This is a genomic window from Micromonospora sp. NPDC007208 (genome assembly GCF_042869175.1).
Classification (GTDB): domain Bacteria; phylum Actinomycetota; class Actinomycetes; order Mycobacteriales; family Micromonosporaceae; genus Micromonospora; species Micromonospora foliorum.
In genome coordinates, this window is record NZ_JBIAFG010000005.1 from 297743 (window position 1) to 322184 (window position 24442).

Consider the following 24442-nt stretch of genomic DNA (forward strand, 5'->3'; position numbering starts at 1 on the left):
AGCGGCCTCTCGGCCGCGGGAACGGCGTCAGCTACCCACCGGGCCGCCGTCGAGGCGCCAGGTGACCACCACGCCCGGCTTGGCGTAGTCACCGTCCGGCCAGTTCGAGGCCGGGTTCTCCACCGAGGCGCCGGTGATCTCGCCCGGGTGCTGCACCGCGACGAAGACCGAGCGGTTGTCGCCGGTGATGAACGGGCCGCAGGTCTCCGCGCCGAGCGGCACGGTCAGGAACTGCTTGAGGTGACCCCGTTCCGGACCCTCCACGGCGGTGGCGAACAGGCCGTCGTTGCTGCCCAGCGCGTTGCCGTCGGTGGAGATCCAGAGGTTGCCGGTGGCGTCGAAGGCGACGTTGTCCGGGCAGGAGATCGGGGAGACCTTGCTCTTGTCGTACCCGGCGAAGAAGGTCGACGGGTCGGTCGGGTCACCGCAGACGATCGGCAGCGACCAGGCGAAGGTCTCCGAGGTGTTGTCGTTGCGGTCCTCGACCAGCTCCAGGATCTGCCCGTGCTTGTTGGCGTTGCGCGGGTTGGCCTCGTCCGCCTTCGGGTTGCTGCCGACGCCCCGGTTGGTGTTGTTGGTCAGGGCCACGTACACCTTGCCGGTGAGCAGGCTCGGCTCGACGTCCTCGGGGCGGTCCATCTTGGTCGCGCCGACCTTGTCACCGGCGAGCCGGGTGAAGGTGAGCACGTCCGCAGCGGTCATCCCGTCGACGAACGACCGGTTGCCGCTGACCAGCTTGATCCAACGACCCCGGCCGTTGAACGCGCCGTCGGTGGGGAGCTTGCCCGAGCCGTCGATCTCGGCGGCGCTGGTCTGGTCGAGCTTCGCCACGTAGAGCGTGCCGGACTCCAGCAGCGTCAGGTTGTGCTTGCGGGCAGCCCAGGAGTTGCCCTTCATGAACTTCTTGTCCGAGACGAACTTGTAGAGGTAGTCGAACCGCTCGTCGTCGCCCATGTACGCGACCACGTGGCCGTCCTTCGCGACGATCACGTTGGCGCCCTCGTGCTTGAACCGGCCCATCGCGGTGTGCTTGCGCGGGCGGCTCTCCGGGTCGAACGGGTCGATCTCGACGACCCAACCGAACCGGTGTGCCTCGTTGGGGTGCTTCGCCAGGTCGAAGCGCTCGTCCGCGCGCTCCCACTTGCGGCTGCCGCTGGGGTAGCGGCTGGCGGTGCTGATGCCGTAGCGGTCCAGCTTCGGCTTCAGCTCGGCCGGTGCGGCGTCGGCGCCCACGAAGTACTGGTTGAAGTTCTCCTCGCCGGAGAGCACCGTGCCCCACGGGGTCACGCCACCGGCGCAGTTGTTGAGCGTGCCGACGACCGTGCGGCCCTTGGGGTCGGCGGCGGTCTTCAGCCAGGCCGAGCCGGCGGCCGGGCCGGTCAGGTCGAACTTGGTGCTCAGCGCGGTGACCCGCCGGTTGTACGCCCGGGGGCCCTTGTCGACCGGCTTCCACTGCCCGGTGCCGGCGACCCGCTCCAGTTCCACCACGGACATGCCGTGCGCGGCCATGGCGGTGCGCAGCTGCTCCACGGAGAGCCCGTCCAGGCCGGGGAAGCCCGGGAACATCAGGTCCTCGTTGGTGTACTCGTGGTTGACCACCAGCAGCGCCCGCTTGCCCTGCTTGTCCAGCGGCAACACACCCACGAAGTCGTTGTTGTAACCGAACTGCTTGGACTGCGCGGCGGCGGTCTGGTGGTGCAGGTTGAACTCCGGCGCGCCCGGCAGCACCGGGTCACCCCACTTGATCACCACGGCGTGGTCGTAGCCGTTCGGCACGACCAGGGTGTCCAGCTTGTTCGGGGGGATCGGCTTGAACGTCAGCGCGCCGCTGCCGACTCCGGTGCCGGGACGACCGAAACCGAAGGCCTCCGGGACGTCCGGGGTGGTCGGTGCCGCCATGGCCGGGGCCGCACCGGCGAGAGCACCGGCCGCCGTGCCGCCGAAACCGAGCACCAGCGCGCCGACCGCGCCGGCCCGGACCACGCCACGCCGCGACACCTCGGCGTTCACCACGTCACCGAAGTACGCGTTGTCGGAGGTGTTCGGGACCGGGTGGTCGCAGGCGTTTCCGCACCGGTACAGACAGGTCATGGCGTCACGGGTGCCATGGCGGTTGCCGGTCAACAGGGGGAGCAGCCGGGGACGGTCGCTCATGGGAGAGGCCTCCAGAGAAGTCGGTGGCACGACAGGCGGCGTACCAGCCGGACGCTAGGAGGACGTGGTGAGCGCTCGTCGGCCACGATGTGAACCCGGCATGAACACCTTCGTGGATGGCATCCGCCAGACAACCGGTCTGACCTCGGGCTGAACCGATCGGCGTGACCGCACGTATTTCCGAGCGGACGCACCGCCGGACGCGCGCCGGAAGCGAGGAGACCGCCATCAGCGACCACGACGCCCAACTGCTGCGCGCGCTGCACGACGAGCACGCGGAGGCGCTGTACGCCCACGCCCTGCGGCTGGTCAACGGGGACCGGCAGCGGGCCGAGGACCTGGTGCAGGAGACGCTGCTGCGGGCCTGGCGACATCCGGAGTCACTCGACCCGACGCGCGGGTCGGTGCGGTCCTGGCTGTTCACCACCGCCCGCAACCTGGCCATCGACGCCTGGCGGCGACGATCCACCCGGGTCGGCGAGGTGTTCACCGACGATCTGCCCGAACCGCCCGAGGTGATCGACGAGGCTGAACGGGCGGTCGAGGCGTGGACCGTCGCCGAGGCGCTGAACCGGCTCAGCCCGACCCACCGGGAGGTGCTGGTCGAGTGCTTCTACCAGGGGCGGTCGGTCGCCGAGGCGGCGTCCCGCCTGGGCGTACCGCCGGGCACCGTGAAATCCCGCACCCACTACGCGCTGCGGTCTCTACGGTTGGTCCTGGCCGAGATGGGGGTGACGGGATGACCCGGTGCGAGTTCGCGTACGACGACGGCGCGTACGTGCTGGGTGCCCTGGCCCCCGCCGAACGGGCGGCCTACGAACGGCACCTCGGCGGCTGCGCGTCGTGCCGGGAGGCGGTCGCCGAGATCGCCGTCCTGCCCGGGTTGCTGGGACGCCTCGACCCGGCGGGGTTGGAGCAGATCCTGCCGCCGCCGGCCCCGCCCCGAGTGCCCGCGCTGCTCGACGAGGCCCGCAAGCGCCGTCGTCGGGAGCGCGCCGCGGACCGGCGACGGTACGCACTGACCACACTGGCCGCCGCCGGGCTGGCGCTGCTGGTGGGGGTGGGCGCCGCCGTGGTGCTGCCCCGACCGGTCAGCCCCTCCGGGCCGCCCGGCACGCAGGGCACCCCGGCCCCGCAGGTGTCGATGGTCGCCATGCGACCGGTGGCCGCCGCCGGGCCGGTGCACGCCGACCTCGGGCTCACCGGCACCAAGTGGGGCACCGAGGTGACCATGCGCTGCGGGTACGACGCCCGGACGAGCTACGGCAAGGCGTACCCGTTCCGGCTGGTGGCGCGCGGCCCGAACGGCGCCAGCGAGCAGATCGGCTCCTGGCTGGCGGCCCCCGGCGACGACCTCAGCTTCACCGGCGCGACCAGGTTCACCGACGCCGAGTTGGTCAGCGTGGAGCTGCAGAAGGCCGACGGCACCCCGCTCCTCACCTACGCGGTCCCGTAGCCAGCCGTCGCCCGCCCCGCCCATCCGCGTCGATCAAGGAGTTGTGGTGGGTGGCAAATCGCCCACACTAGTGCTGGGCGGGCACCACAACTCCATGATCGACCGCGGGTGGGGGTGAGGGTGGGGTCCGGCGGGACTGGCGGGTGCGGCGGGAGGTGCGGACGGCGTCGGCGGTGAAGACGATCAGGGCCAGCCAGACCAGCGCGAAGCCGGCCAGGCGGGCTGGCGGCATCGGCTCGTGGAAGATCAGCACACCACAGCCGAGCTGAAGGATCGGCGCCAGGTACTGGATCATGCCGAGGCTGCTCAGGGGCAGTCGGTTGGCCGCGCCGGCGAACAGCAGCAGCGGGATCGCCGTGGCCGCGCCGGCCAACACCAGCAGCGCGGTGTGTCCGGCCGACACGTGCCCGAACGTCAGGTCGGCCTTCGCCGTCAGCCAGGCCAGGTAGCCCAGAGCCGGCAACGCCAGCACCGCCGACTCGACGAAGAGCCCCTCCGCCGCGGGCAACCCGAGCCGCTTCTTGACCAGGCCGTAGCCGGCGAAGCTGAACGCCAGGGTCAACGCCAGCCAGGGCAGCCGGCCGTAGTCCACGGTGAGCACCGCGACCGCCGACGCGCCGATCCCCAGGGCCACCCACTGCGCCGGGCGTAGCCGCTCCCGCAGCACCGTCACTCCGAGCAGCACCACGACCAGCGGGTTGATGAAGTAGCCGAGCGCGGTCTCCACCACCCGGTCGGAGTTGACCCCGTAGATGTAGGTGCCCCAGTTGACCGCGATCAGCGCGGCGGCGGCGACGATCCCCGCCACCGCCCAGGGGCGGCGCAGCAGCGCCCGCAGGAAGCCGATGTTGCGCAGCGCCGCCAGCAGCAGGGCCACGAAGACAACCGACCAGACGATCCGGTGGGCCAGGATCTCCAGCGGGCCGGCGGGCCGCAGCAGCTTCAGGTAGAGCGGAAAGAAACCCCAGAGCAGGTACGCGCCGAGGCCGTAGAGGTATCCCAGACGGAGTGGCGTCACGCCTCCACCGTAAGGGGCGTAGTGCTGCTTTGTTCCTTTCCGGTGATCGGGGTCACCGGGGGTCGCCGGTCGAGCTGCATCCACCGCTGCGGTACGTCCAGCGGGGTGAAGCCCACCCGCGCGTACACCTGGTGCGCGTCGTTGGTGCAGAGCAGGATCCGGCGTACGCCCAGCTCGGCCAGGTGGTCGCGGACCGCGCCGGCCAGCCATCCGCCCAGCCCGCGACCCCGGGCGGCGCGGTCGACGTACACGTCGCAGAGCCAGGCGAAGGTGACGCGGTCCGTGACGACCCGGGCCACCGCCACCTGGCGGCCGTCCTCCGGCCGGTAGATGCCGAACGGCAGTGAGCCGGCGAACGCCCGCTCGGTGGTCTCCCGGTCCCGTCCGAGCGCCCAGTACGCGTCGGTGGACAACCAGTGGTGCACCAGGTCCAGATCGATCCGCGCCGGATCGGTGCTGAGCAGGTGCCCGTCGGAGTAGGTCAGCGAGAACATGCCGCGACGCTAACCGTCGAGGTGGGCACTCCGGCCGGCCAATTCCCGAACTCTGGTCATCGGCCCGCCGGAGCCCCGGCCGAGGTCGGAGCCCCGGGCGGGCCGGGTCGGTGCTGGCTGTCGCCGGTCAGTCCCGGTCGAGGACGGCGCCGAGGATCCAGGTCACGATGCTCACGAAGAGGGCGCCGAGCACGGCTGCCGGCCAGAAACCGTCCACCGAGAACGGCAGACCGGCCTGGTCGGCGATCCAGCTGGTGAGCAGGAACAGCAGCCCGTTCACCACGAGGGCGATGAGACCCAGGGTCAGCAGGTAGAAGCCACAGCCGACGGTCTTGATGATCGGCTGGAGAACGGCGTTGACCACGCCGAAGATCACCGCCACCAGGAGCAGCGTGGTCACCGTCTCGGTGGCCGAGTTCGAATCCAGGGAGATGCCCGGGATGAGGAGCGTGGCCAGCCAGAAAGCCAGAGCTGTGCTGGCCAGCCGAATCAGCAGACCTTTGAGAAAACCCATGGCGGGGATCGTGCCACGGACACCGCACCGGCGTAACCCGCCAGCTGACCAACCCGGAGGATCAGCCGCGCGTGGGCGGCCCGATCAGTTGCGCCTCGATGGGGGTGGGGGAGAGCAGCGCCCAGCGCAGTGCCCGGCGGTTGACCACGGCCACCATGTCCTCCCGGATCCGGGTCAGCCACTCGGCCGAGCCGCCCAACCCCAGCGCCGCCCCGGCGAGGGTGGCCTCGGCGGAGGTCAGTGGCTGGAGCAACGCCAGGTCGGCGCGGCTCAACGAGTCCACATCGGCCGGGGTCAGCTCGTCGCGTACCACCAGGGTGGCCCGCCACGGCGGGCCCGGCGCGGCCTCGGCCGCCACCGGCCCGGCGTCGACGATCAGCAGCAGCGGACGCAGCGCGGTGCCCACCCCGTCGGCGACCGCCCGACCGGGCGGGAGCAACGGGATGGTGCCACCCGGCGCGCCGACCCCCCGGACGAACGGCTCCCAGGCGCGCGGCCGGACGGTCTGCACCACCACCAGGGCACCGAGTGCCAGCGCGCGCAGGGCCAGCAGCTGGGCTGCGCGCACCCCGCCGACCAGCAGCACGCGGGTGCTCTCCGGCCGGAACAGTCGCACGGTGACGGCCCGGCCGTGCCGGTTGGTGCCGACCATCAGCCCCGCCTCGCCCAGCGACAGCGCCCAGTCGTCCAGCGCTGGGCCGGGCTGCGCCCCGAACGTCGTTGGGCGGGGCTGCGCTCCGGGCGCCGTCAGCGCCAACGGCAGCGTGACGGCCAGCCCGCTCAGGTGGGCGCCGTCGAGTCGGCGCAGCTTTCCGCCCAGGTCGGTCACCAGGCGGATCAGCGCCTCGGTGGCCGCCGCCAACTCGGTCGCCGTTCCGGCGGCCAGGCGTACGGTCAGCTCGGTCGGCGCCCCGGCGGGCGTCGGCGGACCCGACGAGGCCGTCATCGTCGGTGCCGGACCTGAGCACATCGACACCGTCGTCGCCGTCGCCGGCAGCGCGAGCAGGCGGGGCACCAGCCGGCGCCCGGCCGCACCGCCCGCGTCGGGCCACTGGATCAGTCGGAAGGTGGCCTGGACCAGGGTGCCGGACCGGATCGCCGGCCAGGACTCGCGGACCGGTTCGCCGTCGTGGTGGGCCAGCTCGCCCAGGACCCGCAGGGCCGCGGGCACCCCGAGCGGCCGCGCGGCCAGCGGCCCGAGCCGGCGGACGATCCGGCGGACCGTGCCGGCGAGGACGCGGCGCAGGTCCTCCTCGGACCAACCGTGCACCCGCAGCACCCGGACCGCCACCACCGCCCGTTCGCGCCCGGCGAGCCGCCCGTCGGTGAGCTGCCGGTACGACGTGCCGACCGTGCCACCGGCGCTCGGCACCGGCGCCGGTGCACCGGCGAGCAGCAGTTGGACCAGCAGCGGGGGCTGGTCCGGCCCGGCCGGGGGGAGCAACGCGGCCGGGGTGGGGATCGCCTGGGACGCGTCACCCAGCAGGTCGCCGGGGTCACCGAGCTCCAGGAGCGCGACCATGCCGGTGGTGTCCTCCAGGACGGCCGCCGGCCCGCCGGTCAGCTCGGTCGAGCGGACGACGGTGCCCGGGGCGACCAGGTCGAGCAGTTCGGCCGCTCCGGCCGGCCCGGTCAGCGCCCGTCGGCGGGTGAGGTGCCCGATGGCGGTGCCCAGCCACTCGAAGAGCCACCGCCCCCGAAGCGGCACCCAGGCGGCCACCACCAGCAGCGCGGCCACCAGTACGGCCACCGCGACGACCGGTGCGGGTCGGCCGAGAGCGACGAGGACGAGCGCCGCCGCGACCTGTGCGGTGACCAGTTGGCCGGCTCGCGTTCCGGCGCCCACCCGACGGCCGAGTGCGATCCAGCGGTCGACCGGCGATCGGCGACGGGGGGCGCGCTGATCGGCCGACCCCGGGCGGTGGTCGGTGAGGCGGCCCGGCCCGACCGCCCGTGCGGACGCGCCGGTCTCGGACCCGACCGGGGTCGGTGGGTGCGGCCCTCCGGTGGTGATCGCCGGCACCGTGCCTCCTCGACCAGTGGGGACCGGGTCGGGCGGCCGGCCGCCCTCCGGCGGCCCGTCACGCGCCGCGACGTGGCTGCGGCACATCGTAAGCGACCGATGGCCGCCCCGGTTGTCCACAGGGGAAGCCGGTGGGGTAGCAGAACGGCTACGAGGTCGCTACCGTCAGCCACGAAGTCCTTCGCTGACCCGTGTCTCAGTGCTCGACGACCGGGCCAAGCGACGACGCGTCGGCCAGGGTGGGCGCGTCGACGGCCAGGTGCGATCCGAGAGACGAGGTGACGTCCAGGTGTCCCAAACCAAGGCAGAAGCCGCGGTGATGCAGCAGACCGCCGCGAAGTTCGAGCAGGTTGACCAGTCGTTGCAGTCCATGCTGACCGGCCTGCTGGCCGAGTTGGAGGTGCTGCAGCAGGCCTGGCGTGGCGCTGGTGGCCGGTCGTTCGAGCAGGTCAAGCAGCAGTGGTCCCAGGACCAGGCCGCGCTGCACCGCGCGCTGCGCGAGACCGCCGGTGCGATCCGCACGGCCGGTCGGCAGTACGACGTGTCCGACGACGAGGTGGCCAGCCGGGTGGCCGGCACCAACCGCGGCGGCATCCAGCTGCCGCTCTGATCCCGCTGGGGAGGGAATCCGATGGACCATGGTGTGCTGGTCGTCAACTTCGCCGCGCTGCAGCAGGCCGGCGCTGACATTCAGAAGGCGTTGAACACCCTCGACGCGCAACTCGGCCAACTCGAACGCGACGCCGCCCCGCTGGTGGCGAGCTGGACGGGCGAGGCGCGGCAGGCCTACGAGCAGCGGCAGGCGCGGTGGCGCTCGGCCTCGCAGGACCTGCAGGGGATGTTGCGTGACATCAGGTTGGCGGTGAACGACTCCGCCACCGACTACCTCGACACCGAGAAGAAGAACACCGGGCTGTTCCAGTGAGCGATGTGGGCCGGGAGCGCTGACCGTGTCCGGGCCAGCGCCCCGCCCGCAGCCGGTCGGAGGTGAGGGCCGTGCGCGGGCGGGTTCTGACCGTGCGCGGGTGGGCTCAGGCCGTGCGCGGGTGGGCTCAGGCCGGACCGGCCGAGCGCCAACGGCGGCGGACGCCCCGGGGCACCACCAGGGCGAGCAGCGCCACGGTGACCGCCGTCAGGCCGGCCACCGCGCCGACCAGCAGGGCTCGGTCCCGCGCGGTGGCCCGGCGGGCCTGGCGGGCGAGCTGCGCCGGGTCGGCCCGGTCGTCGGCGAGCGCGGCGACTGGCCGCGCACCGGCCGCACGGCCGCCGCTGGTCTCGGTGACCGCCCGGTAGGGGTTCAGCACCCCGGCGCCGTACCCGCCGCCGTGGCCCACGCCCGGAGCTGGATCGGCGGTCGCGATGATCCGCTCCGCCACCTGGGCGGCGGTCAGCTCCGGCCGGTACTCCCGCAGCAACGCGGCGGTGGCGGCCACGAAGGGCGCCGCGTAACTGGTGCCTTCGACCCGATGGTGGCCGGCACCGGGTGCGGCGGTCAGCACCTCGCTGCCCGGCGCCACCAGGTCGACGTACGGGCCGGTCTGCGAGAAGGTCGCCCGCCCGCCGTCCGCCCCGATCGCGCCCACGCCGAGCACCCCGTCGTAGCCGGCGGGGAACGGTCGCGGGTCCCCGCTGTCGTGCAGGTTGCCGGCGGCGGCCACCAGCACCACGTTCCGGTCGACCGCGTACCGCACGGCCGAACGCACCTCCGGGTCGTCCGCGTACAGCACCACGGACAGGTTCACCACGTCGGCGTCATGGTCGACGGCCCACCGGATGGCCCGGGCGAACTCGTCGGCGCTGATCGTCCGCCCCGACTCCCGGCCCTGCACCACCTGCTGCTCACTCACCCGCACCGGCAGGATTCGGGCACCCGGTGCCAGGCCGCGGAAGGCGACGTCGGGGCGGGGTGCCGCGGCGATGATGCTCGCCACACCGGTGCCGTGCCCGGCGCAGTCCCGACCGCCGTCCCCGCCGGGGTCGAGCAGGTCGGCGCCGGCCAGCACCCGCCCAGCCAGCTGCGGATGCACCCGGTCGACCCCGGAGTCGACCACCGCGACGGTCACCCCGAGGCCGGTGGCCAGCGGCGCGAGCCGCGCCGGGTCGTACCGTTGCTGTGGCCAGGGCGTGGCCACGACCGGCCGGACGGGGGCGAGTGGGGTCGCACAGGCCGGTGCCGCCCGGAGCCCGGCGGTGACGGCGACGGTCGGAAGGGCCGGTACGGTCAACAGGCTGGCGGCCAGACCTGCGAGGACCGGGCGCGTGATCGATCGGGACATCGACACCCTCCGTATCGTGTCGGCTCCGGAACGGGATGTTATCGCCTCCTCCGCGCCCTGGCAGGCCGCCGCCGGCCAGCCATTGTGATCTTGGTACCACCTTGTAGGTTGTACGCGATACCTGTGGCCTGTTCTCGGAAGGGGAGGTGGCCGTGACCGAATGGGAGCCGGCCACGGAGGCCGAGGTGGCGATGCGCGACGCGCTGCGCGCCAACGACCAGGAGCTCTACTTCCGGCTTCTGTCCCGCACCGACGTGCTGCTACCGGTCTCGGCGCCGGCGCAACCCGGCCAGCCACCCGCCGGATGGGGCACCTGGACCACCGGCGGTCGGACCCACGTCCTGGCCTTCACCTCCGCCGCCGCGCTGAAGGCCTGCCTCGGCGACCACGCCGGCAGCAACCGACGCATCCCCTTCGCCGATCTCGCGGCCAGTTGGCCCAACCACGAGTGGTGGCTCGCCGTCAATCCGGGTCTGCCGGTCGAGGGTTACCTGCCGGCCTGGTTCGTGTCGCAGCTGTCCCGCGGCGACGTGCGACTGCCCGGCCGTGCCATGGGTGCCCGCGCTCGCCTGGAACGGGCCGAGACGTTGGCCCGCACCCGGCCCGGCATGCCAGCTCGGGACTCCGCGCCGGCTGCCGGATCGCGTCCGGCGACGGGGGCGGCCCCGTCCGGGCCCGAGTCGGGCCCGGCTGCTCCGCTCGCGCCCCGAAGGGCACCCCGGATGGGCGCTCCGTCGGTGCCGGGCCCGGCGCCCCGGCCACCCGTCCCCGCTGAGCCACCGCGCCGATCCGGCGAGGAGGGTCTGCCCGCCGCCGGTCAGCGGCACCCGAGCGAGCCGCCCCGGCCCGCGCCGGGCACCGGAGCCCTGCCCCGCACCGGCCGGCCGTCCCGGTTCACCCCGTTGGCGACCGCCGGCCCCACCACCGACCAGCCCGGGCCGAGTATGGGCTGGCCGGCGGCGACCCGGCCGGGCGACGTCGACGGCCCCGCCTCGGGCAACGGCAACGGTGGCCCCCAGGCGACACCTCGGCGTTCCTTCTTCGACCCCAGCCCGACTCGTGACCCGGCCCCGACCGGGGGTCGTCCCGGTGACCGGGCGGCCCCGCCAACCCGGTTCGGGCGAGGCAGTCAGCCCTTCCCCCGCCGCCGCCCAGCCGATGCGCCGGCCGACGACACCGCGACGCGGGCCTTTCCGATGGCGGCGGACCCGGCAGTCACCCAGCCGACGCGCCGGCCGGCAGACGGCCTCGGCGCGTCCCGTGGGGTGGGCGCACCGCCCTTCGACGAGGAGATCACCCAGCCGCTGCCGCCGCGTCGGCACAACCCGCTGGCCGAGGAGCCCACCCGCGCGTTCCGGATGACAGGTGAGCCTCCACTGGCCGGCGCACCTGGGCGGCCCGGTCCGTCGGCGGAGGAGACGCAGGCGATCCCCCGGGACCGGCCGGGCCGGTTCGCGCCGGCGGAGGATCTGCCGGCGTCCGTCGCGGAACCGGTCTCCGGGCCGCCCGCGCCGCGCCGTGGCTTCACGCCCATCGTCATCGAGGGCACCATCATCGAGTCCCGCGACCTCACCGACCCGGTCGAGAGCAGTGCGCCGGTCGAGGCGCCCCGGCGGCCCAGCTCCACCGAGGCCGTCCCGCCGCCGTTCGGCTCGGCGCCCCCCGGTCCGGGCCTGTTCGGTCCTTCGTCGCCCAGTCCCAGCCCTGCCGAGGCCGCGCCGCCGCCGTTCGGTTCGACGCCCTCGGACCCGGGCCTGTTCGGTGCGTCGTCCTTCGGTCCCAGCCCATCCGGGCCCTCGTCGTTCAGCCCCGGCCAGCCCGCTCCGGGCCCGTCCGTCCCGCACCCCGTGGTTCCGGCAGAGGCCGGCGCTGCCGGCATTGGCCTGGGCGACCCGGGTATCGACGATCCGGTCTACGCCCCGGTCAGTGACGACAGCGGTTCGTCGGCCGGCCTGACCGGTACCGACCGGGCCGGCGGCGAGAGCCTGATCGCGGGCGACGGTCCCCACCCGCCGGCCGACGAGCCGCCGCCGATCGAGTTCGAACCGGCCAACACGGTCGAGGAGGACCTGCTCAACGCCGCCGGCTCCGGCAGCACCGACACGTTCCTGTCCACCCTGCTGCTGGCCCGGGTGCTGCTGCCGGCGGCACCGGAGTCGGTGCCGGGAAGCCGCCCCGGGGACCCCGGCTTCGTCTGGCGTACGGGGCAGCTCGACGGCGAGACGTACGTGGTGGTCTACACCTCGGCGGAGCGCCTCGCCGACCATGTCGAGAGCGACGTCGACACGGTCCGGGTGAAGTTCGCCCAACTGATCCGGCGCTGGCCCGACGAGGACTGGTCGTTCGCCGTCAACCCGGGCACCCCGGTCGGCGCCAAGTTGCCCGGCGAGCAGATCGTCGCGTTGGCCAACTGGGCCGCCGAGGTGGGGCTCGGCGACGACCTGGAAGTGGACCAGGTGGAGGCGCCGGCCGTGGCGGAACCCGCCGCCCGCCCCCGGTACGCCCCCGCGGCGGTCGACCCGACCCGGCCGACGGTCATGCAGAAGGCCATCGCGCCCAGCCAGCTCGCGTATTACCTGGATCGTGGGTACGACCGGGTGTCCGGGTTCGTGCACCGGGCCGGGGAGCTGTCCCACCTGACCACACCGGCCCAGCTGCACGAGGCGCTCGGCCTCAGCTACCCCGGGTCGCCGTTCGCCCCGGACGCCGAGGAGATCTACGTGTTGCGCTGGCCGGCGCACCGGCCGAGCCTCTACCGCATACCGTACGGCGGTCAGAACGAGCCGGCGATGCGGGCCATGGAGGGCTGGGTCATCGAACGCCCGCCGTTCCGGGGCAACGGCTTCGCCCCGGGCGAGAGCAGCGACGTGGTGGCGGAGTTCAAGGTGGACAGCGCCCGCCTGCCGCACGGCGCCCAACTCTGGCGGATCGGCGCGGACGGCACCGAGCGGGTGGTCGCGGAACTGGACACCGACTCGGTCACCTGGCGACGCGTCGGGGAGGCGTGATGCGCGACGGTTACGTGGCCCGTTGGCAGGGCCGGGAATACCAGGCCAGCCCCGACGGCGACGACATCCGCCTCTACCAGCCCGAACCGGGCGAGGGCTTCGAGGAGGTCCGCGCGGGCCGCTACGTCCGGGTGCTGCCGGCGAGCGAGATCGAGGACTTGGCGTACGTGCGGACCACCTGCACCTGGCAGGGGCAGCCGTTCATCGTGCTCGGTGAGCACGACGCCTGGCTGCGGGTGGAGTACACGGGTGGTCGCTGGCCGGTGGCCGAGGCGATGCGGCTGGAGGTCTTCGACTTCGGCGTCTACCAGGGGTGGGCGCCGGCCGCCGAGGTCACCGACCTGCGGGAGCAGCGGGTCTGACCGGTCAGGTCTTCGCCCACCGCAGGATCTCGCCGAGCACCAGCTCCGGTGCCTCCAGGTGCGGGAAGTGCCCCACCCCGTCGAGCAGTCGCCACTCGTACGGGGCGACGACGTACCGGCCGGAGCCCAGAGCGGTGCGGGGCAGGGAGGCGGTGTCCAGGGCGCCGTGCAGTTGCAGGGTCGGGGTGGACAGCGGCTTCTGCATCAGGCGTACGAACCGGTAGCCGTGCAGCCGCAGCAGCGAGCGGAACGCCCAGCGGTACCCCTCCAGCGCGCAGAACGCGGCCTGCGGGATGCACATCGCCTCCCGGCACCGCTCGGCGTACGCCTCGAAGTCCGGCCCGGCCACCCACTGTGGGCCGCCCCAGCGGCGCATGATCTCGCCGACGGCCGCCGCGCCATCGCGGGTCAGCACGTGCTCGTAGCGGGGTAGCTGGAACTTCAGCGCCGGGGTGGAGGCGGTGAACTGCCCCCGCGGGTCGGCGAAGATGGCGGCGCGCAGTCGCAGCGGGTGCGGTGCCCCCAGCACGACGAGCCGGCGGACCAGCGACGGGTGGAACGAGGCCACCGTCCAGGCCACCATGCCACCGAGGCCGCTGCCGACGATCGTCGTGGATCGTTCGCCGAGTGCGCGGATCAGGCCGGCGATGTCGGCGGCGAGGGTGTAGCCGTCGTACCCCCGGGGTGGTTTGTCGCTGGCGCCGTAGCCGCGCAGGTCGACGGCGACCGCCCGGAAGCCGGCGTCGGCGACCGCCGGCAGCATCTGGTGCCAGGCCCACCAGTGCTCCGGGAAGCCGTGCAGGAAGAGCACCATCGGCCCGGTGCCGGCCTCGACCACGTGGAACCGGCTGCCGTTGGCGCCGACGAAACGGTGTGTCCACGGCCCCTCGGTGAGGACACGGGACTCGTCGACGGCTCCGTCGCGCTGGTCGGTCATGGCAGACAGCCTAGGACCCGGTTGCCGCAAGTGGCCTTGGTGGTCGCGTTGAACAGGGGAAAGCCCCGGGTTGTCCCGGACCGGGGCCAGGGGAGCTGGCTCGACAAAGGGGCGACGCCCGGGCAGATGAACCTGCCCGGGCGTCGCTGGTTGGTGCGGGATCAGTGGTCAGCTGACCCGGATCTTCATCGAGGTGCCGTCCTGCTCCACAACCTTGATCTTGACACCGGCTGCGGGGAGCTTGACGCCGTGGTTCGGCAGCTCCTCGTAGAAGTACTTCTTGGTGTCGTCGAACAGCGGCTCAGCGGCCTGGCCACGGATGTACTGCGGCTGGCTGTTGAGGTGCAGCGTGAACGAGTCGGCCTTCTTCAGGCTGAACGGTGCGTCGTACACCTGGACGCGGGCCCGCCACGGAGCCCCGGTCAGGTTGTAGATCGGGCGCGGGTGCGCGTCGATGTACAGGTTGCGGCCCTCACCCGGGTGACCACCCGGATTGGACTCCGACGCCGGGGCGGTGTTGTTGTCCGACCAGCGGGTGTTCCAGTACGAGATGAGCAGGCCCTCCTGGTACGCGTAGTGGTCCACCCAGTCCGGGCGGGTGTTCGCGTAGCCGAAGAAGTACGGGCCGGTCTTCAGGTACTTGTCGTACGAGACGTACGACCGGTTGCCGGCGATGTAGTAGTTGTCGAACAGCCGGGTGTAGGTCGCCCCGACCACCTGGAAGTCCTCCAACGCCCAGCCGGCGTCGGTCTCGGCGCCGTCGCTGAACACGGTCTGGCCGTCGGCGGTCACGGTGATCGCGTCGGCGAAGAAGCCGCCCTCGGAGACTCCGAGGTCGGTGACGTAGTGCAGGCGGACCTGCGCCACCTTCCCGGCGACCGAGGTCAGCGGGATGTTGATGTCCGTCCAGGCGCCCTCGCTGCTGCCGGAGAGGGCCGGGCGGCCATTGCCGTCCTCTCCGATCGGCGAACCGTTGACAGTGCCGTCCAGGTCGGTCCAGGTCTCGCCGCCGTCAGTGGACGCCTCGAAGTAGAGGTAGTCGTAACCGGCCTCGATGCTGTACTTGCCCTTGAGCGACAGTGCCGCCGAGGACTTCCCTGTGAGGTCGAACGTCCTCGTCATCTTGCTGTCGAGGTTGTCCTCGTTACCGGAGAAGTACTGCTTGGAGCCCTCGATCGGCGCGCCGTAGTCGAAGGTGTACTCCCGCTGGGGCAGCACGACCACCGCGGCCTGCGCCTTGTCCGAGTTGTACTCCTGCGGGCCGAGTTCCAGCGTTCGCTTCTGACCCGCCACGATGACCTCGTAGTCGAGCCAGCCGAGCTGGAGCTTGTTCCAGGCGCCAAGGTCGCCGCCCCGGTCGCCGATGCCGACGTCGTTCTTGGCGGCGAGCCGGCTCTGGGCCATCAGGGTCCAGTGCTCGTTGTTGTTGTCCGCCGGGCCGTAGTCGTCCGGCAGGCCCAGGTCGTGGCCGTACTCGTGGTAAAACACGCTGCGGCCACCGTTTTCCGGCTGGATCGTGTAGTCGCGGATCCAGACGCCGGTGTTGCCGATCTGGGTGCCACCGATCGGAAGGTTCGGCGGGCCGACGGGCGAGCTGTTGTAGGCCGACCAGCGGTGACTCCAGATGGCGTCCTCGCCCTGCTGCGGGTCACCGTCGGCCTGGTCGCCGCCGGAGTGGACGATCTGGAAGTGGTCGATGTAACCGTCCGACTCGTTGAAGTCGCCGTCACCGTCGTAGTCGAACCGGTCCCACTGGTCGAAGGACTTCATCTCGGTGGCGATCTGCGCGTCCGTCCGGCCCTTGGCCTTCTGGTCGGCGACCCACTGGTTGGCGGCGTCGCGGACCAGCGCCCAGGTGTTCGAGCAGACATTGTCGGGGCAGACGGCCAGGTCGTCGCGCGGGTCGGCCGGCTGGCCGGGCTTCGGGTCCGGGATCGGGTCGTCGGAGCGACCGTAGCGGGCCTCGTTGTACTTGACCTTGACCCAGTCGGTCACCTCACCGTCGACGGTGTACCGACCCGAGGACTGTGCCTCGTAGTACTGCTTGAGCGACTCGTCGCCCGGGTTGGTGCCGAAGTAGACCTGGCGGAAGTGCTCCGGGCTGAAGTCCGGCTGCCAGATGGTGGAGTTGTCCACGGCCCGGTTGGGCTCGGGGATCTTGTTGTGCAGCGGCCCCTGGAACGTCGTCGGCCCGGCGATGTCCGGGTTCATGTCCTTGTCCGGGTAGGACGGGTGCCGCTCGTCACCGAACTCGGCCAGGATCACGAAGATCTTGTCGGTCCGCTCACGCTTGAGCTCGACGTACTGGTCCTTGGTCTTCTTCGCGCCAGCACCGGAGCGGGTGCTGAAGCCCGACCCGCTCGTCTCGCCGACCTTGACAACGGTGCTTCCGTTGCGCTCGATCGGCTTGCTGCGACCGCTCAGCACGTCGCTGAGCCCCTGCTCACGCAGTGCGCGGCGCTTGTCCTCGAGCTTGTCGGGGAGCTCATCCTTCAGCGCCTGTGGTTCGGCAGCGGCCGGTGCTGCGGCCGGCAGTTTGGGCTGAGGCGCCGCCGAGGCGGACGGGCCGAAAGCCAGGCCTGTCGCCGTCAGTGAGAGCCCGAGCAGACCCACTGCGACTTTGCGCACGTGGTACCTCCGGTGTGAGGGAACCGGCCCAACGGGGGTACGGGCCGGTGGGAGATCGATCCCACTAGTGGGACCATTGGTGAACATAGTTACTGGCGGGACGGGTGGGAAGAACCTCGCGTCGATTTGTTGCAAGATTTTGTTGGGAATGCTTTCCACCGTCACACCCCGCCGGTTCATCAGCCACGCTGACCAGCGCGGACCGGGACGCGAACGTATACAACGACATTTTTCGATCAAGCCGATCGCGGGTACGACGGTGGGGCCGGCAGCGTCTCCGCCACCGGCCCCACAGTTAGTTGTCGAGCCGCGAAACCGTTACTTCTTCGCCGGCGTCACGTAGATCATGGCGGACGAGTTGTCCCCGGCCGCCTTCTTGATCGTCAGCGAGACGCCGTAGTTCACGCCCTGGTCGCCGGGGTTGCCGGTGCCCAGCACGATCGCGCCACCGCCCAGGGTCACGCCGTAGAACTCCGGCGCGGGGCTGCCGTCCGGGTGGGTGACCCGGGTGGTGTACGGCGCGTTGTTGCGCGACGGCAGGACCACCGACGCGTCGTTGTCCCGCGCGTAGGCAGCGCCGTCGCGCATCTCGATGCCCGGGTACCAGCCCTTGGCGTCGGTGAAGGCCTTCACCGGCGCCTGACCCTTGAACTTCGTGCAGTACGCGCTGTACGGCTCGTCCGCCGCCTCCAGGCACTCGGTGAACGGGTACGTCCGCTGCAGCGTGAAGGCCGCGTTCGACGACTGCGGCCGGCTGGGCAGGTTGTCCGTCACCGACGGGTCCTTCACGGCCGCCTCGCCCGTACGCCGCAACGGGTCGAAGTGCGAGTCGACGATGAGCAGGCCGCCCTTCGCGCCGTAGCTGGGCAGCGCGGTCATCTGCCCGGTGACGTGGTTGACGTCGCCGAGCGCGGTGTCCCGGTACCAGACCAGCATGCCCGGCGCGTTGTAGGAGATCCGGTCGACCTTCCACGCGTCGTGCGAGTAGATGGTGTCGTAGGCGTACTTCAGGCCCTTGTCGAAGCCGTCGAAGTTGCGCCACTCCGCCAGGTAGTACTGGGCGTGCACCTCGGTGCCGCTGGAGATCGTCCAGCCCTCACCGGTGGTGTCGACGAAGGTGCCGCCGGTGGCCGTCCAGCCGTTGGCGCCGCCCTCGACGTCGTCACTCCAGGTGGTGGCGCCGCCGCCGGTGACCGAGAAGTCGTCGACGAACCAGTTGCGCTCCTCGAACGCCTCGTCGGTGGCGAGACGCAGCCGCACCTGCACGGTCGTACCGGCGTACGCCGACAGGTCGACGTAGTCGTGCCGCCAGCCGTCGGTGCTGCCGGTCAGGCCGTACTTCTTGCCGCCGAAGTCGTTCATCCGGCCGTTCGGGTCCGGGTAGCCGTCCGGCGTGGTGACGACCGCGCCACCCTCGTCGTACACCTTCTGCTCGGTCCAGGTCGTACCGCCGTCGGTGGAGAGCTCGACGAAGCCGTAGTCCCAGTCCTCCTCGATGATGTAGTTGTTCCACATCCAGAACTTCGAGTCGGCCGCAGCCGGCACGTCGACCGAGCGGCTCAGCTTGACGTCGGCCCACTCCTGGTCGTTGTTGCTGTGCCACATCTTGGTGCCGCTGTGCGGGGTCGCCAGGGTCGTGACCTTGTCCGGCAGGTCGACCTTGATGCCGTCCTCGGAGTCGATCGGGGTCCGCGACGTCTGGCCGAGCTTCACCTCGCGCGGGTTCGACCCGGGGCGGATGGTCAGCGGGTCGGCCCAACCGAGCACCCACTTGTCCCAGATGCCCATGTGCGTCGGCAGCGCCTGGAAGATCTCACCCGAGTGCGAGCCCGAGGCCATCAGGTCCCAGAAGTCCACGTCGGAGTCGGCGTTGCCGGACGTGTCGTACAGGTCCGGCAGGCCCAGGTCGTGGCCGAACTCGTGGGCGAAGACGCCGACACCGGCGTCCTCCGGCTGCACGATGTAGTTCGACGCCTTCAGGTTGGTGCCCGGGATGGTGTAGCCACCGGCGACCGTGGAGGAGTGCGCCCACACGGCGTACACGCCCTCGGCGCCGCCACCACGGGACTTGCCCTGGCCGGCGTGCACCAGCACGAGGTGGTCGATCACGCCGTCCGGCTCGAAGACGTTGCCGTCACCGTCGCGGTCGGCCTGGTCCTCGATGTCGTAGTCGGCCCACGGGAAGTTCGGGTCCTTGGCGACGAGCGCGTCGATCGCGTCGGTCGCCAGGCGGCCCGCGCCGGCCGGGTTGTCCGGGTGACCGTTCATCGACTGCTCACGGCCGGGAACCCACGCGCCGGTCTCGTCCTGGAAGCAGCGGTTGGCCGCGTACCAGCCCTCCGAGTGCGGCACGGTGATCCACGGGCTGGCCTGCCCGTCAACCGTGTACGCGTTCTTGGACATCTCCAGGTACATGTTGTGCATGGTGCGACCGGACAGGTCGATGCCCTTCTTGCCGTCCGGGCCCTTCAGGTCCGTGCGGACCCGCTCGGTGATGCCCTTCTTGCTGTAGAGCATCTTGTTGTAGTGCTGCGGCGAGAAGTCCGGGACCCACATCGAGTTGTTGTCCTCGTGGGGCAGGCGCGCCGGGTCCGGGATCTTGTTGTGCTTCGGGCCGTTCTGGACCGTGCCGGGGACGCAGGTGCGGTCCTCGAACACCGTCTTCGGGACCATCACGCCGGTGAAGTCGTCGTTGGCCTTGTCGTTGAACTCGACCAGCAGCGTCAGCAGCTTCGCCGTCTGGGTGGTCGGTGCCTTCTTGAACTTGCGGGGGTTCTGACCCGTCCGCAGCGACTTGGCCTCGTCCTTGGCCAACTGCCGTGCGGTCACCGGGTTGCCCCGGGCGTGCTTCTGGTCGAACGCACGCGCGGACTCCGCGGCGGGGGTGTAGATGCCACCCTTGCCCTTCACCTCGCGGCCGGTGGTGTCCGGCTGCACCTCGGGCTCGGCGTAGTTGATGTAGTGCTCGTCGGCGCCGATCACCGCCAGAGGGGTGCCGGACGGCGACTGGGCAGCCGCGCTGCCACTCACGGTCAGTGACGTGGCGGCGAGGGCGATGGCGGGCAGCGCGACGAGTAGTCGTCGCCGCGCCCTGGACTGCGGTTTGTGGTTCATGCCGCTCCGTTTCTCGGGCATGGGGAGGAGGACGTTGGCGTGGCCGACCATCGAAGCGATGTGTGTCGAACTCTTCCAACCTGCGTGAACCTAAAGCACAACCGGCCGAAAGGACAGAGGTGATCTACGCCTGTGCCCGTTCAGCTTCTCCCGACTCCCCCGACCGACCGATGTGACAGTGGCGAGGCGGCGCGAACCGTACCCGTAAGACGTGACGGAGGGTGGCGGTCCGCACGGACCGCCACCCTCCAATTGGTACGCCTACCGTCAGTCCTCGTCGGACTTCGTGCCGCTCATCCCCGAGGAGATCAGGTCCATCACCGAGGAGTCCTGCAACGTGGTCACGTCGCCCAGCGACCGGTTCTCCGCCACGTCCCGCAGCAGCCGGCGCATGATCTTGCCGGAGCGGGTCTTCGGCAGCTCCGGCACCAGCATGATCTGCCGCGGCTTGGCGATCGGGCCGAGCGTCTTCGACACGTGGTTGCGCAGGTCGGCAATGAGCTGCTCGCCCGCGTCACCGACGATGTCCGTGCTGCCCCGGGGAATGGCGAACGCGACGATCGCCTGACCAGTGGTCGGGTCGGTCGCGCCGACGACCGCCGCCTCGGCCACCGACGGGTGCGACACCAACGCCGACTCCACCTCGGTCGTCGAGATGTTGTGCCCGGACACCAACATCACGTCGTCCACCCGGCCGAGCAGCCAGATGTGCCCGTCGTCGTCCTTCTTCGCACCGTCGCCAGCGAAGTACATGCCCTGGAAACGTGACCAGTACGTCTCGATGAACCGGTCGTCGTCACCCCAGATGGTGCGCAGCATCGACGGCCACGGCTCGCGCAGCACCAGGTAGCCGCCCCCACCGTTCGGCACCGACTGGCCCTGGTCGTCCACCACGTCGGCCACGATGCCCGGCAGCGGCGTCATCGCCGAACCCGGCTTGGCTGCGGTCACCCCCGGCAGCGGCGAGATCATGATGGCGCCCGTCTCGGTCTGCCACCAGGTGTCCACCACGGGCAGCTCGCCCCGGCCGATGTGCTCCCGGTACCACATCCAGGCTTCCGGGTTGATCGGCTCGCCGACGCTGCCCAGCAGGCGCAGCGAGGACAGGTCGAAGCCGGCCGGGATGTCGTCGCCCCACTTCATCATCGTCCGGATCAGGGTGGGCGCGGTGTACAGGATGCTCACCCCGTACCTGTCGATGATCTCCCAGAACCGGCCCTTGTGCGGCGTGTCCGGGGTGCCCTCGTACATCACCTGGGTGGCGCCGTTGGAGAGTGGGCCGTACACGATGTAGGAGTGGCCGGTGACCCAGCCGATGTCGGCCGTGCACCAGTAGACGTCCGTCTCCGGCTTCAGGTCGAACACCGCGTGCGTCGTGTACGACGCCTGGGTGAGGTAGCCGCCGGTGGTGTGCAGGATGCCCTTCGGGCGGGCCGTGGTGCCGCTGGTGTACAGGATGAACAGCGGGTGCTCGGCGTCGAACGGCTGCGCGGTGTGCTCGGCCGACGCGGTCTCCACCGTCTCGTGCCACCAGTGGTCCTTCTCCGACCACGCCACGTCCTCGCCGGTGCGGCGGACCACGAGCACGTGCTCCACCGACGGGGAGTTCGCCACCGCCTCGTCCACAGTGGGCTTCAACGCCGACGGCTTGCCCCGCCGGTAACCACCATCAGCGGTGATCACGACCTTGGCGCTGGCGTCCTGGATCCGGTTGCTCAACGAGTCCGCGGAGAAGCCACCGAAGACCACGCTGTGCGCGGCGCCGATCCGGGCGCACGCCAACATGGCCACCGCCGCCTCCGGGATCATCGGCAGGTAGATCGCCACCCGGTCGCCGGCGGTCACCCCCAGCTCGGTGAGCGCGTTCGCGGCCCGGCAGGTCAGTTCGTGCAGGTCGGCGTACGTGATGGTGCGGGTGTCGCCCGGCTCGCCCTCCCAGTGGATCGCCACCTTGTCGCCCCGGCCCGCCTCGACGTGCCGGTCCAGGCAGTTGTACGCCACGTTGAGCTGCCCGCCCACGAACCACTTCGCGAACGGCGGGTTCGACCAGTCGAGCACCTCATCCCACTTCTTCGACCAGGCCAGCCGATCGGCCTGCTTCGCCCAGAAGGCCAGCCGGTCGGCCTCAGCCTCGGCGTACGCGTCGACGGTGACGTTGGCGTGCGCGGCGAGTTCGGCCGGCGGGGGGAACTGGCGCGTCTCGTTCAGCAGATTGGCCAATGCCTCGCTCATGCCGTGACTCCTCATCCTCGGGGTGACCTGCGTCTCGATGGCACGAGGGTAGTCGCGGGGCCTGCGACCGGCCACGGCTGCCCACTCCGTCGCGCCGAGTGGCCCCCGCCGCGCGCCCGACGGCCCGTCCCCGCCGGTGCGCCCCGGGTCGGGTGGTCCGGGTCGCGTTGCGGGCGGGTGCGGCCCGCCGCGCCGGATCGGGTCGTTAGCGTGGCGGGGTGACCACCGACCCGCTCGCGCCCCTGCTCGCGCTCGCCGACATCGCCGCCGCCGTCGAACAGGCCCGCGAGCGGTTCGACCAGGCGCTCGGGCACCGGGCGCTGCGCCGGCACGGTGGACAGGTCGCCGCCGAGGTCAGCCTGCGCTCCGCGGTGGCCAGCGCGGCTCTTGAGGGGGCCGGGCACGAGCGCGAGGCGGTCCGGGCCGGCACCGTCACCGACCCGGTGCTCCAGGGGGCACTGCGGGTCGCCGGGGCGCTACCGGGCCTGAGTGAGCTGTGGCCGAAGGCGCCCCGCCAGGCGCTCGCCAAGCTGCACGTGCTCGCCGCTCGGGACGTCGTGTCGGAGGCCGAGCTGGGCCGCCCGGTGGCCGACCCCGTGGTCGCCACCCGGCTGGACGGGCTGGCCGCCCTCGTGGCCGGCGGCACGAAGGTCTCCCCGTTGGTGCTCGCCGCCGTCGTACACGGGGAGTTGTTGAACCTGCGCCCGTTCGCCGGGCCGTCCGGCGTGGTGGCCCGCGGGGCCGCCCGGCTGGTGCTGCTCGCCAGCGGCCTCGACCCGCGCGGCCTGCTCGCCGTCGACGTCGGGCACCGCGAGCGGGAGCCCGAGTACGTCGGCGCGGCCGGTGCCTTCGCCACCGGCACCCCGGACGGGCTGCGCTCCTGGCTACGCCACTACATGGCCGCCGTCGAGGTCGGCGCCGACCAGCTCACCGCCATCGGAGACGAGATCCTCGCCGCCGCCTGAGCGGCGATCAGCCCCGCCGCCCCGGAGCGGCCCGCCCTCCCCGACGTCGATCTTGGAGTTGTGGTGCCTCGCAAAAGGTGCCAATGCGCCGAAGGCGCCCACCACAAGTCCAAGATCGACGTGAGAGTGGACGGGACGGGACGGCGTGGGGTGGGGTGGGGTGGGGGGTTAGGCGGTGGTGGCGGCTCGGGTGCGGCGGTGCCGGCCGTACCAGGCGATGCCGATGGCCACGCCCACCCCGACCCCCAGGGCCGCCGCGGCCACCGGGACCGCCGGCCGCTCCCGCAGGCGCCGGCCCAGCGGAATCGGGTGCCGGAACTCCAGCACCGGCCACGCGTTCTCCGAGGCCAGCTTGCGCAGCTGCCGGTCCGGGTTGACCACACTCGGGTGGCCGACGCACTCCAGCAAAGGGCGATCGCTGTACGAGTCGGAGTAGGCGTACGAATCAGCCAGGTCATAGTCCCGGGCGGCGGCCAACTCGCTGACCGCCTCGACCTTGCTCGGACCGGCCGCGTAGAACTCGACCTCGCCGCTGTACCGGCCGTCCCGCACCGTCATCCGGGTGGCGATCACGTCGGTCACCCCGAGCAGCTCGCCGATCGGCCGGACCATCTCCTCGCCGGACGCCGACACCAGCACCACGTCCCGCCCCGCCGCCTGGTGCTCCTCGATCAGGGCGGCGGCTTCGGCGTACACGTAGGGGTTGATCAGCTCGTGCAGCGTCTCCGCGACGATCTGGCGGACCTGCTCCACCTGCCAGCCCTTGCAGAGCGCGGCCAGGTAGTCCCGTGTTCGGGCCATGGTCTGCTCGTCGGTGCCGCCCAGCCGGAACATCAGCTGCGCGTACGCCGACTTGACCACATCACGCCGGGTGATCAGCCCATCCCGGTAGAACGGCCGACCGAACGCCAGGGCGCTCGACTTGGCGATGACGGTCTTGTCCAGATCGAAGAAAGCGGCACTTCGGCCCACGGCGCGAAAGTCTAGCCGGATGGTCTATCGTCGGCGGGTGCCCGGGGTCATGCCACCCCTCAGACCTGCGGGCTGGCAGCATCATCTCCGCTCCGCGTGATCACGCTCACACTCTGCGAGGAGATTTTCGCAGTGAGTGGAGTCGGCACCACTCGACGTGACGGGCCCGCTCAGGCAGACTTGTCCGTACGACGAGCTTTCACATCCTCGAAACAGGCAGACCCTCAGCGGTTGCACCCCCCGTGACCGCTGAGTGGTTCGGCTCGACCCCCCCGGAGCCGAACCTCCG

18 protein-coding genes are annotated in these 24442 nt (G+C 71.6%); 7 read left to right on the forward strand and 11 right to left on the reverse strand.

Translation table 11 applies throughout. The features are described 5' to 3' along the window. Positions 1-27: 27 nt before the first annotated feature. Complete coding sequence (locus ACFYL6_RS13210; RefSeq protein ID WP_387170833.1) at positions 28-2154, reverse strand: PhoX family protein; 2127 nt, start codon at positions 2152-2154, stop codon at positions 28-30. 227 nt (positions 2155-2381) lie between these two features. Here ACFYL6_RS13210 and ACFYL6_RS13215 point away from each other — a divergent pair, with 227 nt between their 5' ends. Beyond that, the gene (locus tag ACFYL6_RS13215; protein ID WP_328655430.1) at positions 2382-2897 is read left to right on the forward strand and encodes a sigma-70 family RNA polymerase sigma factor; all 516 of its coding nucleotides are present in this window, start codon (positions 2382-2384) and stop codon (positions 2895-2897) included. Then, positions 2894-3610, forward strand: a complete 717-nt coding sequence (locus ACFYL6_RS13220) for an anti-sigma factor family protein (protein ID WP_387170835.1) — start codon at positions 2894-2896, stop codon at positions 3608-3610. The genes ACFYL6_RS13215 and ACFYL6_RS13220 overlap by 4 nt, the downstream gene beginning before the upstream one ends. A gap of 67 nt (positions 3611-3677) precedes the next feature. On the opposite strand, the gene rarD is transcribed toward ACFYL6_RS13220, so the two are convergent. From rarD to eccE, 4 genes are all read right to left on the reverse strand, one after another. Then, the gene (gene rarD / locus ACFYL6_RS13225) at positions 3678-4628 is read right to left on the reverse strand and encodes an EamA family transporter RarD (protein ID WP_387170837.1); all 951 of its coding nucleotides are present in this window, start codon (positions 4626-4628) and stop codon (positions 3678-3680) included. Further along, positions 4625-5122: a GNAT family N-acetyltransferase gene (locus tag ACFYL6_RS13230; protein WP_387170839.1), complete on the reverse strand. Its 498-nt coding sequence runs from the start codon at positions 5120-5122 to the stop codon at positions 4625-4627. The genes rarD and ACFYL6_RS13230 overlap by 4 nt, the downstream gene beginning before the upstream one ends. A 127-nt stretch (positions 5123-5249) precedes the next feature. Continuing rightward, positions 5250-5636, reverse strand: a complete 387-nt coding sequence (locus ACFYL6_RS13235) for a phage holin family protein (protein ID WP_091395522.1) — start codon at positions 5634-5636, stop codon at positions 5250-5252. Positions 5637-5697: 61 nt separating this feature from the next. Continuing rightward, entirely contained in the window at positions 5698-7659 is a 1962-nt protein-coding gene (gene eccE, locus ACFYL6_RS13240) for a type VII secretion protein EccE (RefSeq protein ID WP_387170841.1), read from the reverse strand. Positions 7660-7948: 289 nt separating this feature from the next. On the opposite strand from eccE, the gene ACFYL6_RS13245 reads away from it, so the two are divergent. After that, a complete protein-coding gene (locus ACFYL6_RS13245) occupies positions 7949-8269 on the forward strand; it encodes a WXG100 family type VII secretion target (RefSeq protein ID WP_030334170.1) in 321 nt (106 codons plus the stop codon). Positions 8270-8290: 21 nt separating this feature from the next. Further along, positions 8291-8584, forward strand: a complete 294-nt coding sequence (locus tag ACFYL6_RS13250; protein WP_112585712.1) for a WXG100 family type VII secretion target — start codon at positions 8291-8293, stop codon at positions 8582-8584. A gap of 127 nt (positions 8585-8711) precedes the next feature. Here ACFYL6_RS13250 and mycP read toward each other — a convergent pair whose 3' ends face one another. After that, positions 8712-9935 (reverse strand): type VII secretion-associated serine protease mycosin, encoded by a 1224-nt coding sequence (mycP, locus tag ACFYL6_RS13255; protein ID WP_387170844.1) that lies wholly within the window; start codon positions 9933-9935, stop codon positions 8712-8714. 152 nt (positions 9936-10087) lie between these two features. Between mycP and ACFYL6_RS13260 the strand changes: the two genes are divergently transcribed. Next, entirely contained in the window at positions 10088-12943 is a 2856-nt protein-coding gene (locus ACFYL6_RS13260; RefSeq protein WP_387170846.1) for an SseB family protein, read from the forward strand. After that, positions 12940-13305 (forward strand): hypothetical protein, encoded by a 366-nt coding sequence (locus ACFYL6_RS13265; protein ID WP_030486287.1) that lies wholly within the window; start codon positions 12940-12942, stop codon positions 13303-13305. Before ACFYL6_RS13260 ends, ACFYL6_RS13265 begins: the two co-directional genes overlap by 4 nt. Before the next feature lie 4 nt (positions 13306-13309). Here the strand turns inward: ACFYL6_RS13265 and ACFYL6_RS13270 are convergent, their stop codons facing one another. From ACFYL6_RS13270 to acs, 4 genes are all read right to left on the reverse strand, one after another. Next, on the reverse strand, positions 13310-14242 hold the full coding sequence (locus ACFYL6_RS13270) for an alpha/beta fold hydrolase (protein WP_387170848.1): 933 nt from the start codon (positions 14240-14242) through the stop codon (positions 13310-13312). Positions 14243-14410: 168 nt separating this feature from the next. Beyond that, positions 14411-16855 (reverse strand): immune inhibitor A domain-containing protein, encoded by a 2445-nt coding sequence (locus tag ACFYL6_RS13275; protein ID WP_387171173.1) that lies wholly within the window; start codon positions 16853-16855, stop codon positions 14411-14413. Positions 16856-17188: 333 nt separating this feature from the next. Beyond that, positions 17189-19984, reverse strand: a complete 2796-nt coding sequence (locus ACFYL6_RS13280; RefSeq protein WP_387170850.1) for an immune inhibitor A domain-containing protein — start codon at positions 19982-19984, stop codon at positions 17189-17191. A gap of 267 nt (positions 19985-20251) precedes the next feature. Continuing rightward, entirely contained in the window at positions 20252-22216 is a 1965-nt protein-coding gene (gene acs / locus ACFYL6_RS13285; protein ID WP_387170852.1) for an acetate--CoA ligase, read from the reverse strand. A gap of 218 nt (positions 22217-22434) precedes the next feature. Between acs and ACFYL6_RS13290 the strand changes: the two genes are divergently transcribed. After that, positions 22435-23181 carry an oxidoreductase gene (locus ACFYL6_RS13290; RefSeq protein WP_387170854.1) on the forward strand — a complete coding sequence of 249 codons (747 nt, stop codon included), beginning with the start codon at positions 22435-22437 and terminating at the stop codon, positions 23179-23181. 168 nt (positions 23182-23349) lie between these two features. Here ACFYL6_RS13290 and ACFYL6_RS13295 read toward each other — a convergent pair whose 3' ends face one another. Beyond that, positions 23350-24153, reverse strand: a complete 804-nt coding sequence (locus ACFYL6_RS13295) for an HAD family phosphatase (protein ID WP_030486293.1) — start codon at positions 24151-24153, stop codon at positions 23350-23352. Positions 24154-24442: the final 289 nt, after the last annotated feature.